This window comes from Citrobacter sp. XT1-2-2, assembly GCF_023516235.1.
GTDB classification, from domain to species: Bacteria; Pseudomonadota; Gammaproteobacteria; order Enterobacterales; family Enterobacteriaceae; genus Citrobacter; species Citrobacter werkmanii.
The window spans coordinates 1,847,095-1,859,915 of sequence record NZ_CP097324.1 but is presented as its reverse complement, the minus strand read 5'-3'; the positions used below and the strand labels follow the sequence as shown (position 1 = coordinate 1,859,915).

Genomic DNA, 12,821 nt, shown 5'->3' with positions numbered 1-12,821 from the left:
GCATGGGGATTTTTACGGTGTTTATTGGTTTTGACTACGGTACGGCAAACTGTTCAGTGGCCGTTATGCATGACGGGCAGCCACACTTGCTCAAAATGGAAAACAACAGCACGCTTCTGCCCTCAATGCTGTGTGCGCCAACGCGCGAAGCGGTCAGCGAATGGCTGTATCGCCATCACGACGTGCCAACCACGGATGACGAAACGCAGGCGCTGCTGCGTCGTGCGATGCGCTATAACCGCGAAGAAGATATTGAGGTTAATGCCAACAGCGTGCAGTTCGGTCTGGCTTCACTGGGTCACTATATTGACGATCCGGAAGAGGTGTACTTCGTTAAATCACCAAAATCCTTTCTCGGCGCCAGCGGTCTGAAACCGCAGCAGGTTGCGCTGTTTGAGGATCTGGTCTGCGCCATGATGCTACATATTCGTAATCAGGCACAAAGCCAGTTGCCGGAAGCCATCACCCAGGCCGTTATTGGTCGCCCAATCAACTTCCAGGGTTTAGGCGGCGATGACGCTAATGCTCAGGCGCAGGGGATTCTTGAACGTGCGGCAAAACGCGCTGGTTTTCAGGATGTTGTTTTTCAATACGAACCGGTAGCGGCTGGCCTGGATTACGAAGCCACGCTGCAGGAAGAAAAACGCGTATTGGTCGTGGACATTGGCGGGGGGACGACCGACTGTTCATTGTTGCTGATGGGACCGCAATGGCATCAACGCGGCGATCGCGAAAACAGCCTGCTGGGGCACAGCGGCTGCCGCGTAGGCGGGAACGATCTGGACATTGCGCTGGCATTTAAACACTTGATGCCGCTCCTCGGCATGGGTGGAGAAACGGAAAAAGGCATCGCCTTACCTATTCTGCCCTGGTGGAACGCGGTCGCGATTAACGATGTCCCCGCGCAAAGTGAGTTCTACAGTAGCGCCAACGGACGCTTACTGAACGATCTTGTGCGCGACGCCCGGGAAGCCGATAAAGTCGCCCTGTTGCTCAAAGTCTGGCGCGAGCGTCTGAGCTACCGCCTTGTACGCAGCGCAGAAGAGAGCAAAATCGCACTGTCCGACCAGAACATCGTTACGGCGGCGATACCGTTTATCAGTGAAACGCTGGCCACCGATATCAGCCAACACGGACTGGAAGCCGCGCTCAATCAGCCCCTGGTGCGCATTCTCGAGCAGGTTCAACTGGCGCTGGAAAACGCGCAGGAAAAACCGGACGTGATTTACCTGACCGGCGGCAGCGCGCGTTCGCCGTTGATCAAAAAAGCTCTCGCAGAGCAGCTTCCGGGGATCCCAATTGCCGGTGGCGATGATTTCGGTTCCGTCACCGCCGGACTGGCCCGCTGGGCTGAGGTTGTTTTCCGCTAAGCCGCTCACATGCTGAAAAGGACGTGTATTGACATCACCTTAGCTGTAGCTTATTTTCAGGAGTGAGGGTTAGGGAAGGTTTCCCCTCCCCCTGGTGTCTTAGTAAGCCGGTAAGCTAATCACTAAGAGTATCACCAGTATGATGACGTACTTCATCATAACCCTTTCCTTATTTTGGCCCCTTCCTCAGGAGGGGCTTTCCCGTTCCAGCGTCCCGCTGAAATCTCTGGCTTACCTCCTTTTGCCTTGAACGCACTCTAACGCACTATTTCTTGTTCGCCGTTTTCACCGCTTAATGTTGCGTAATACCTCGCAAAGCCGCGTCAGCATTCAGACGAATCCCGACAGTGTTTCATAATTCCTCCATTTTTCTCCCTTGTTCGCTGGCTAAACTAGTATCATTCCGCGAATCGTTTCAGGATGAGAAACTCATAACAATGAAAGGCAGTAACAAATCCCGCTGGGTGATAGCAATTGTGATCGTCGTGGCCGCCATCGCCGCATTCTGGTTCTGGCAAAGCCGCAGTGAACCCCAGGGAACCGCACCAGGCGCGACTAAACCAGCACAGCACTCGCCAGGGGCTGGGCGTCGTGGTATGCGTTCCGGGCCGTTGGCTCCCGTTCAGGCTGCCACCGCCACCGAGGAAGCCGTTCCACGTTATCTGACGGGGCTAGGCACCATTACTGCCGCCAATACCGCTACGGTGCGAAGCCGGGTAGATGGCCAGCTCATCGCGTTACACTTCGAGGAAGGGCAACAGGTAAAAGCTGGCGACCTGCTGGCAGAGATAGACCCCAGCCAGTTTAAAGTTGCTCTGGCTCAGGCGCAGGGGCAACTGGCAAAAGATAAAGCCACGCTGGCGAATGCCCGTCGCGACCTTGCGCGTTATCAGCAGTTGGTAAAAACCAATCTGGTCTCCCGCCAGGAGCTGGATGCCCAAGAGGCGCTGGTAAATGAGACGTTAGGGACAATCAAAGCGGATGAAGCCAGCGTCGCCAGCGCCCAATTGCAGCTCGACTGGAGCCGTATAACTGCCCCTGTCGATGGTCGGGTCGGTTTGAAGCAGGTGGATGTTGGCAACCAGATTTCCAGCGGCGATACCACCGGTATCGTCGTCATTACACAAACCCATCCTATCGACCTGATATTTACCTTACCTGAAAACGACATCGCCACCGTGTTACGGGCGCAAAAATCGGGGAACCCGTTGAAGGTCGAAGCCTGGGACCGTACTAATTCGCAAAAACTGAGCGAAGGCGTCCTGCTGAGTCTCGACAATCAGATCGACACGAGCACCGGAACCATCAAAGTTAAGGCCCGGTTTAACAATCAGGATGATGCCTTATTCCCGAACCAGTTCGTTAACGCCCGCATGCTGGTCGATACGGAACAAAATGCCGTAGTCATCCCCACGGCTGCCCTGCAAATGGGTAATGAAGGTCACTTTGTCTGGGTGCTGAACAGCGACAATAAGGTGAGTAAACACCTGGTGAAGCCGGGTATCCAGGATAGCCAGAAAGTGGTGATTACCGCCGGGCTGTCCGCAGGAGATCGCGTGGTGACCGACGGTATTGACCGCCTGACGGAAGGGGCAAAAGTTGAAGTCGTGGAGGGGCAAGACGCCTCAGTGACAGACGAGAAAACTGCGCCGCGCGGCTACGGCAAAAAAGGAGCTAACTCCTGATGCAGGTGTTACCGCCCGGCAACTCAGGCGGCCCATCGCGCCTGTTTATTCTGCGCCCCGTCGCCACCACGCTGCTGATGGTCGCCATTTTGTTGGCCGGTATTATCGGTTATCGTTTCTTGCCGATCGCCGCCTTACCGGAAGTGGATTACCCCACGATTCAGGTCGTAACGCTCTACCCCGGCGCCAGCCCGGACGTCATGACCTCGGCAGTGACCGCGCCGCTTGAACGTCAGTTTGGACAGATGTCCGGCTTAAAACAGATGTCATCGCAAAGTTCCGGCGGTGCCTCGGTCGTGACATTGCAGTTTCAACTGACGCTCCCGCTGGATGTCGCCGAGCAGGAAGTACAGGCTGCAATTAACGCCGCGACCAATTTATTACCGGGCGATCTGCCCAACCCGCCGGTTTACAGCAAGGTAAACCCGGCGGATCCACCAATCATGACGCTGGCTGTCACCTCCAGCGCCATGCCGATGACGCAGGTGGAAGATATGGTCGAAACCCGCGTCGCACAGAAAATCTCTCAGGTTTCCGGCGTGGGTCTGGTAACGCTTTCCGGTGGGCAACGTCCGGCCGTCCGCGTCAAGCTTAATGCGCAGGCCATTGCCGCGCTCGGTCTGACCAGCGAAACCATCCGTACGGCAATTACCGGCGCTAACGTCAACTCGGCCAAAGGCAGTCTTGATGGCCCAACGCGCGCCGTCACCCTCTCAGCTAACGACCAGATGCAGTCTGCAGATGAATATCGTCAGTTGATTATTGCCTATAAAAACGGTGCGCCGGTACGTCTGGGCGATGTCGCGACCGTGGAGCAAGGGGCAGAAAATAGCTGGCTGGGCGCATGGGCCAATAAGCAACAAGCCATTGTGATGAATGTTCAGCGCCAGCCTGGGGCAAACATCATTTCCACTGCTGACAGCATCCGCCAAATGCTGCCGCAGCTCACTGAAAGCCTGCCTAAATCAGTAAAAGTCAGCGTGCTTTCGGATCGTACAACCAATATTCGTGCATCCGTAGCTGATACCCAGTTTGAGCTGATGCTGGCGATTGCGCTGGTTGTTATGATTATCTACCTGTTTCTGCGCAATATCCCGGCGACGATTATACCCGCGGTCGCCGTTCCGCTGTCGCTAATCGGCACCTTTGCGGTAATGGTATTTCTTGATTTCTCTATCAATAACCTGACCTTAATGGCGCTAACCATCGCCACCGGTTTTGTGGTGGATGACGCCATCGTGGTGATTGAGAACATTTCACGTTATATCGAAAAAGGCGAAAAACCGCTGACCGCCGCCCTGAAAGGTGCGGGCGAGATTGGTTTTACCATCATCTCTCTGACATTTTCGCTGATCGCCGTGCTGATCCCACTGTTGTTTATGGGCGATATTGTCGGGCGATTGTTCCGCGAGTTTGCCGTAACACTGGCCGTGGCGATCCTGATTTCTGCCGTGGTGTCGCTCACCCTTACGCCGATGATGTGCGCCCGCATGCTCAGCCAGGCATCGTTACGTAAACAGAACCGCTTCTCTCGCGCTTCGGAACGGATGTTTGATCGCGTCATCGCCGGGTACGGCCACTGGCTGGCAAAGGTGCTCAACCATCCGTGGCTGACGCTCAGCGTGGCGCTTGGCACGCTGGCGCTGAGCGTCATGCTGTGGATCTTTATTCCAAAAGGATTCTTCCCGATACAGGATAACGGCATCATTCAGGGCACGCTGCAGGCGCCGCAGTCCAGTTCGTTTGCCAGCATGGCCCAGCGTCAGCGTCAGGTTTCAGATGTCATCCTGCAAGATCCGGCGGTTGAGAGCCTGACCGCTTTTGTTGGCGTGGACGGCACCAATCCGGCATTAAACAGCGCACGTATGCAAATCAACCTTAAGCCACTGGATGAACGTGACGATCGCGTGCAGAAAGTGATCGCGCGGTTACAAGAGGCAGTAAACAACGTTCCTGGCGTCGACCTCTATCTTCAGCCTACTCAGGACCTGACGATTGATACTCAGGTCAGCCGGACGCAATATCAATTCACGCTGCAAGCAACCTCCCTGGATGCGCTCAGCACCTGGGTTCCCCAACTGTTGGAAAAGCTACAACAGCTACCGCAGGTGTCTGATGTCAGCAGTGACTGGCAGGACAAAGGGCTGGTAGCCTATGTGAACGTCAATCGCGACAGCGCCAGCCGTTTAGGCATCAGCATGGCGGATGTCGATAACGCCCTGTACAACGCCTTCGGCCAGCGTCTGATTTCAACCATCTATACGCAGGCAAACCAGTATCGCGTCGTGTTAGAACATGACACCAACACGACGCCAGGGCTTGCGGCCATGGACACTGTTCGTCTGACCAGTAGCGACGGCGGCGTGGTGCCGCTCAGCGCTATCGCCAGCATTGAACAGCGTTTTGCCCCACTGTCGATTAACCATCTCGATCAGTTCCCGGTGACAACCATCTCGTTCAATGTGCCAGACGACTATTCATTGGGCGATGCGGTACAGGCGATTCTGGATGCCGAAAAAACGCTTAACCTGCCAGCGAACATTACCACCCAGTTCCAGGGCAGTACGTTGGCCTTCCAGGCCGCGTTGGGCAACACTATCTGGCTAATTGTGGCAGCGGTTGTCGCGATGTATATCGTACTCGGCGTGCTGTATGAAAGCTTTATTCACCCGATTACCATTCTCTCCACGCTGCCCACGGCAGGCGTTGGCGCACTGCTGGCGTTAATGATTGCCGGCAGCGAACTGGACGTCATTGCGATTATCGGCATTATTTTGCTCATCGGTATCGTCAAGAAAAACGCCATCATGATGATCGACTTTGCCCTGGCCGCAGAGCGCGAACAGGGTATGGCGCCGCGTGAAGCTATTTTCCAGGCCTGCCTGCTGCGTTTTCGCCCGATCCTGATGACCACGCTGGCGGCGCTGCTGGGCGCGTTGCCCCTGATGTTAAGTACCGGTGTGGGTGCTGAATTACGCCGTCCATTAGGGATTGGTATGGTCGGTGGTCTGCTGTTAAGCCAGGTATTAACGCTGTTCACCACCCCGGTGATTTATCTGCTGTTTGATCGTTTGTCGCTGTATGTGAAAAGCCGTTTCCCACGTCAGGAAGAGGAAGCGTAAATGAAATTTTTCGCGCTTTTCATTCATCGTCCGGTGGCGACTATTCTCATTTCTGTGGCCATCACTCTGTGCGGCATACTGGGCTTTCGTCTGCTGCCGGTGGCCCCGCTGCCGCAGGTGGATTTCCCGGTGATTATGGTTAGCGCCTCATTACCCGGCGCATCTCCTGAAACGATGGCCTCCTCCGTCGCCACCCCGCTGGAGCGCTCTCTGGGCCGCATCGCGGGCGTGAATGAAATGACCTCAAGCAGTTCGCTTGGCAGCACACGCATTATTCTCGAATTTAATTTCGACCGTGACATCAACGGCGCTGCGCGAGACGTTCAGGCCGCGATTAACGCCGCACAAAGCCTGCTACCAAGCGGAATGCCCAGTCGCCCAACGTACCGCAAAGCCAACCCTTCCGACGCGCCGATTATGATCCTGACGCTCACTTCTGATACGTATTCTCAGGGTGAGTTGTACGATTTCGCCTCGACCCAACTGGCGCAAACCATCGCGCAAATCGACGGCGTCGGTGACGTGGATGTGGGAGGCAGTTCTCTGCCCGCCGTGCGTGTAGGACTCAACCCGCAAGCGTTGTTTAACCAGGGAGTCTCACTCGACGACGTGCGTAGCGCAATTGATAACGCCAACGTGCGTAAGCCGCAGGGAGCTATCGAGAGTGAAACCCATCGTTGGCAGGTACAAACCAACGATGAGCTAAAAACGGCAGCCGAATACCAACCCATTATCATCCACTACAATAACGGCGCTGCGGTGAGGTTAGGTGACGTTGCGTCGGTGAGCGACTCGGTGCAGGACGTGCGCAATGCGGGGATGACCAATGCCAAACCGGCCATCCTGCTGATGATCCGCAAACTGCCGGAAGCCAATATCATTCAGACAGTAGACAGCATCCGGGCCAAACTACCGGAGTTACAAGCCCTGGTCCCGGCCACCATCGATCTGCAAATTGCCCAGGACCGCTCTCCGACCATTCGCGCCTCGCTGGAGGAAGTTGAACAGACGCTGATTATCTCCGTGGCGCTGGTCATCCTGGTGGTCTTTGTCTTTCTGCGTTCCGGACGCGCAACACTTATCCCCGCCGTCGCGGTTCCGGTCTCGCTAATCGGCACATTTGCCGCCATGTATTTGTGCGGATTCAGCCTGAACAACCTGTCGTTAATGGCGCTAACCATTGCCACGGGTTTTGTCGTCGATGACGCCATCGTGGTACTGGAAAATATTGCCCGCCATCTGGAAGCCGGAATGAAACCACTTCAGGCAGCGTTACAAGGCACGCGCGAAGTCGGTTTTACGGTGCTCTCCATGAGCCTGTCACTGGTGGCAGTGTTTCTGCCGCTGCTGCTGATGGGCGGCCTGCCGGGGCGGCTGTTACGCGAATTTGCCGTCACGCTGTCGGTTGCCATCGGCATTTCCCTGCTGGTGTCGCTGACATTAACGCCAATGATGTGCGGCTGGATGCTTAAATCCAGCGCCCCGCGCGCCCAGACGCGTAAGCGGGGATTTGGTCGCGTGTTGTTAGCGCTGCAACAGGGTTACGGCACATCGCTTAAATGGGTGCTGCGCCATACGCGGCTGGTGGGCGTGGTATTACTCGGTACCATTGCGCTGAACATTTGGCTCTACATTTCCATCCCGAAAACCTTCTTCCCTGAGCAGGATACAGGCGTATTGATGGGTGGGATTCAGGCTGACCAAAGCATCTCTTTCCAGGCGATGCGCGGCAAACTGCAGGACTTTATGCAGATCATCCGCGACGATCCGGCGGTGAATAATGTCACTGGCTTCACCGGCGGTTCCCGGGTCAATAGCGGGATGATGTTTATTACCCTCAAGCCACGCGATGAACGCCGTGAAAGCGCGCAACAGGTGATCGACCGCCTGCGCGTCGCGCTGGCAAAAGAGCCGGGCGCGAATCTGTTTCTGATGGCGGTGCAGGATATTCGCGTCGGCGGACGCCAGGCCAACGCCAGCTATCAGTACACATTGCTGTCAGACGACCTGGCGGCGCTGCGTGAATGGGAACCTAAAATTCGTAAGGCGTTAGCCGCCCTGCCCCAACTGGCGGACGTCAACTCCGATCAGCAGGACAATGGCGCGGAGATGAATCTGATTTACGATCGCGACACCATGTCCCGTCTGGGAATCGATGTTGCCGCCGCCAACAGCCTATTGAATAACGCTTTCGGACAACGGCAGATTTCGACAATTTATCAGCCGATGAACCAGTACAAAGTCGTGATGGAGGTCGATCGGCGCTATACCCAAGATATTAGCGCGCTGGACAAAATGTTCGTCATCAACAATGACGGTAAGGCGATCCCATTATCGTATTTTGCCAAATGGCAACCGGCGAATGCCCCGCTGTCGGTGAATCATCAGGGCTTATCCGCCGCGTCAACGGTGTCGTTTAACCTGCCGACGGGCTCTTCACTTTCTGAAGCGACAGAGGCCATCAACAGGACGATGACCCAGCTTGGCGTGCCCTCAACGGTTCGCGGTAGTTTTGCCGGTACCGCGCAGGTCTTTCAGGACACCATGAACTCGCAGGTGATCCTGATTATTGCGGCCATCGCAACGGTCTACATTGTGTTGGGCATGCTGTATGAAAGTTATGTTCACCCTCTGACTATTCTTTCCACACTGCCTTCAGCGGGCGTCGGGGCGTTACTGGCACTGGAGCTATTCAATGCCCCGTTCAGCCTAATCGCCCTGATAGGGATCATGCTATTAATTGGTATTGTGAAGAAAAACGCCATCATGATGGTCGATTTTGCGTTGGAAGCGCAGAGAAACGGTAAGTTGCAACCGGAGGAAGCCATTTTCCAGGCCTGCCTGTTACGCTTTCGCCCAATAATGATGACCACGCTGGCTGCGCTGTTTGGCGCGCTGCCGCTGGTGTTATCCGCAGGTGATGGCTCCGAACTGCGCCAGCCATTAGGGATCACCATCGTCGGCGGGCTGGTAGTGAGTCAACTCCTGACGCTGTACACCACGCCCGTGGTGTATCTCTTTTTCGACCGTCTGCATCTGCGTTTTTCGCGTAAAAATAGCAAACCGGTAGCCGAGTTATGACAGAACTTCCCGACAGCACCCGCTGGCAACTTTGGATTGTGGCATTTGGCTTTTTTATGCAGTCGCTGGATACCACCATCGTTAATACCGCGCTTCCTTCGATGGCCGCCAGCCTCGGAGAAAGCCCGTTACATATGCATATGGTCATTGTGTCGTATGTATTAACCGTTGCCGTAATGCTGCCTGCCAGCGGATGGCTGGCCGATAAAGTTGGCGTGCGCAATATCTTCTTCACCGCCATCATCCTGTTTACGCTTGGCTCACTGTTTTGCGCGTGGTCCGGCACGCTCAACGAGCTGGTGATGGCGCGCGTCTTACAAGGCGTTGGCGGCGCGATGATGGTGCCGGTTGGCAGGCTAACGGTGATGAAAATCGTCCCGCGTGAGCAATATATGGCGGCGATGACGTTTGTCACGTTACCCGGTCAGATTGGCCCATTGTTGGGTCCGGCGTTAGGCGGCGTTCTGGTCGAGTATGCCTCCTGGCACTGGATATTTTTGCTGAACATTCCGGTTGGTATTGTCGGCGCGATAGCAACGTTAATGCTGATGCCCAACTATACGATGCAAACGCGACGCTTTGATCTTTCGGGATTCGCGATGCTGGCGGTCGGCATGGCGGTGCTAACGGTGGCGCTCGATGGCAGTAAAGGAACCGGCATCTCCGGTATTACGCTGGCAGCGCTGGTTATCTGCGGGGTGTTGGCTATTGCGCTGTATCTGAAACACGCCCATCGTAATCCACGCGCGCTGTTTAGTTTGAATCTGTTTCACACACCAACCTTCTCGTTAGGTCTGCTCGGCAGTTTTGCCGGACGCATCGGCAGCGGTATGCTGCCGTTTATGACGCCGGTGTTTTTACAGATTGGCCTCGGTTTTTCACCTTTTCATGCCGGGCTGATGATGGTCCCGATGGTGCTCGGCAGTATGAGCATGAAGCGCATTGTGGTACAGGTCGTTAACCGCTTTGGCTACCGTCGCGTACTGATCGCCACAACGCTTGGCCTGTCGCTGGTCAGCCTGTTGCTGATGACCACCGCGTTGCTCGGCTGGTATTACGCCCTGCCCTTGGTGCTGTTCTTACAGGGAATGGTCAACTCAACGCGTTTTTCATCCATGAATACCCTGACGCTTAAAGACCTGCCAGACGATCTCGCCAGCAGCGGCAACAGCCTGCTGTCGATGATCATGCAATTGTCGATGAGTATCGGGGTGACTATCGCTGGCCTGTTGCTAGGTATGTTTGGCCAGCAGCATATCGCTGTCGACAGCGGCAGTACGCATACCGTCTTTATGTATACCTGGCTGTGCATTGCATTCATTATTGCGCTGCCCGCCATTATTTTTGCCCGCGTGCCGAACGACACGCAAACTAACGCGGTGATCTCACGGCGCAGAAGGAGCACCTGATGAAGTTCTGGCGGCCCGGTATTACCGGCAAACTGTTTCTGGCGATTTTCGCCACCTGCATCGTGTTGCTGATCAGTATGCACTGGGCCGTACGCATTAGCTTCGAACGGGGTTTTATTGACTATATCAAACACGGTAACGAGCAGCGTCTGCAAATGCTCAGCGACGCGTTGAGCGAGCAGTATGAGCAGCATGGCAACTGGCGGTTCTTACGCAATAACGATCGTTTTGTTTTTCAGATCCTGCGCTCATTTGAACACGACAACGACGATGATAAACCTGGTCCCGGCATGCCGCCGCACGGCTGGCGTACCCAGTTTTGGGTTGTTGATCAAAACGCTCGCGTGTTGGTCGGCCCGCGCGCTCCGGTCCCTCACGACGGTATGCGCCATCCTATCCGTGTCAACGGTAGCGAAGTGGGCGCCGTGATTGCCTCTCCCGTAGAGCGCTTAACGCGAAATACGGATATCAATTTCGACATGCAGCAAAGACGCTCCAGCTGGCTTATCGTCGCGCTCTCCACAATTCTGGCGGCGCTGGCAACGTTTACGCTGGCGCGCAGCCTGTTGGCCCCGGTCAAGCGACTGGTGGAAGGCACGCATAAACTGGCGGCAGGCGATTTCACCACCCGCGTTGCGCCGACCAGTACCGATGAGCTGGGCAAACTGGCGCAAGACTTCAACCAGCTTGCCAGTACGCTGGAAAAAAACCAGCAGATGCGGCGTGACTTTATGGCCGATATTTCTCACGAACTGCGTACGCCGTTGGCGGTGCTACGCGGCGAGCTGGAAGCCATTCAGGATGGCGTACGCCAGTTTACCCCTGACTCCATTACCTCTTTACAGGCAGAAGTCGCAACGCTCACCAAACTGGTGGACGATCTTCATCAGCTCTCCATGTCCGATGAAGGCGCGCTGGCCTATCAGAAAACATCGCTGGACCTTATTCCCCTGCTGGAAGTGGCAAGCGGTGCATTTCGTGAACGCTTTGCCAGTCGTGGATTGACGATACAACTTTCTCTCCCGGACAGCATGACGGTATTTGGCGACAGAGATCGTCTGATGCAATTATTCAACAATCTGCTGGAAAACAGCCTGCGCTATACCGACAGCGGCGGTGGGCTGCATATCAGCGCCGAACAACGTGAACGCATGGTGTTATTAACCTTCGCGGATTCCGCTCCCGGCGTGAGTGAAGAGCAGTTGCAGAAGCTGTTTGAACGGTTTTATCGCACCGAAGGCTCGCGTAACCGCGCCAGCGGAGGTTCCGGCTTGGGGCTGGCGATTTGCGTCAATATCGTCCAGGCGCATAATGGTCTGATCCGCGCCGCCCATTCGCCTTTTGGCGGGGTTAGCATTACAGTAGAGCTACCGCTCGAACGCGATTTACAGAGAGATGTATGACAGAATTACCCATTGATGAAAACACGCCGCGTATTCTGATCGTGGAAGACGAACCCAAGCTGGGACAACTGCTTATCGACTATCTGCGGGCGGCAAGCTACGCGCCTACGCTCATCAGCCATGGCGATCTGGTTCTGCCTTACGTACGTCAAACGCCGCCCGATCTGATCTTATTGGATCTGATGCTGCCCGGCACCGATGGCCTGACCCTGTGTCGGGAAATTCGCCGTTTCTCTGAAGTTCCCATCATGATGGTAACCGCAAAAATCGAAGAGATTGATCGCCTGCTGGGACTGGAGATTGGTGCGGATGATTATATTTGTAAACCCTACAGCCCGCGCGAAGTCGTCGCTCGCGTGAAGACGATCCTGCGTCGTTGTAAACCTCAGCGCGAACTGCAACAAATGGATGCAGACAGCCCGCTGATTGTCGACGAAAGTCGTTTTCAGGCGTCATGGCGGGGGAAAATGCTCGACTTAACGCCCGCGGAATTCCGCTTACTCAAAACGCTGTCACATGAGCCGGGAAAAGTGTTCTCCCGCGAGCAGTTGCTCAACCATCTGTATGACGATTACCGCGTCGTTACCGATCGCACCATCGACAGCCATATTAAGAACCTGCGACGCAAGCTGGAATCGCTGGATGCGGAGCAGTCATTTATCCGCGCGGTGTATGGCGTAGGGTATCGCTGGGAAGCCGATGCGTGCCGAATTGCGTAATCAGCGATAGTCCAAATGATATCGGGTAAGGC

At 55.4% G+C, this 12,821-nt stretch carries 8 protein-coding genes; 7 read left to right on the top strand and 1 reads right to left on the bottom strand.

Annotated elements, in window-relative coordinates; all coding sequences use genetic code 11:
* The first annotated feature begins 17 nt into the window (after window positions 1–17).
* Window positions 18–1,370: a molecular chaperone gene (gene yegD, locus M4I31_RS08695; RefSeq protein ID WP_085047917.1), complete on the top strand. Its 1,353-nt coding sequence runs from the start codon at window positions 18–20 to the stop codon at window positions 1,368–1,370.
* Between the two features lie 99 nt (window positions 1,371–1,469).
* Here yegD and M4I31_RS08690 read toward each other — a convergent pair whose 3' ends face one another.
* Window positions 1,470–1,529: a type I toxin-antitoxin system Ibs family toxin gene (locus M4I31_RS08690; protein WP_106672390.1), complete on the bottom strand. Its 60-nt coding sequence runs from the start codon at window positions 1,527–1,529 to the stop codon at window positions 1,470–1,472.
* Window positions 1,530–1,807: 278 nt separating this feature from the next.
* Between M4I31_RS08690 and M4I31_RS08685 the strand changes: the two genes are divergently transcribed.
* From M4I31_RS08685 to baeR, 6 genes are read left to right on the top strand one after another with little or no spacing between them, the layout of a single operon-like run.
* Entirely contained in the window at window positions 1,808–3,055 is a 1,248-nt protein-coding gene (locus tag M4I31_RS08685; RefSeq protein WP_085047916.1) for an MdtA/MuxA family multidrug efflux RND transporter periplasmic adaptor subunit, read from the top strand.
* On the top strand, window positions 3,055–6,177 hold the full coding sequence (locus tag M4I31_RS08680; protein WP_085047915.1) for an MdtB/MuxB family multidrug efflux RND transporter permease subunit: 3,123 nt from the start codon (window positions 3,055–3,057) through the stop codon (window positions 6,175–6,177). Before M4I31_RS08685 ends, M4I31_RS08680 begins: the two co-directional genes overlap by 1 nt.
* The gene (mdtC, locus tag M4I31_RS08675) at window positions 6,178–9,258 is read left to right on the top strand and encodes a multidrug efflux RND transporter permease subunit MdtC (RefSeq protein WP_085047914.1); all 3,081 of its coding nucleotides are present in this window, start codon (window positions 6,178–6,180) and stop codon (window positions 9,256–9,258) included.
* On the top strand, window positions 9,255–10,667 hold the full coding sequence (locus M4I31_RS08670; RefSeq protein WP_085047913.1) for an MFS transporter: 1,413 nt from the start codon (window positions 9,255–9,257) through the stop codon (window positions 10,665–10,667). Before mdtC ends, M4I31_RS08670 begins: the two co-directional genes overlap by 4 nt.
* Entirely contained in the window at window positions 10,667–12,070 is a 1,404-nt protein-coding gene (gene baeS, locus M4I31_RS08665) for a two-component system sensor histidine kinase BaeS (protein WP_085047912.1), read from the top strand. The genes M4I31_RS08670 and baeS overlap by 1 nt, the downstream gene beginning before the upstream one ends.
* Window positions 12,067–12,789 carry a two-component system response regulator BaeR gene (gene baeR / locus M4I31_RS08660; protein WP_038641831.1) on the top strand — a complete coding sequence of 241 codons (723 nt, stop codon included), beginning with the start codon at window positions 12,067–12,069 and terminating at the stop codon, window positions 12,787–12,789. The genes baeS and baeR overlap by 4 nt, the downstream gene beginning before the upstream one ends.
* The last annotated feature ends 32 nt before the right edge of the window (window positions 12,790–12,821 follow it).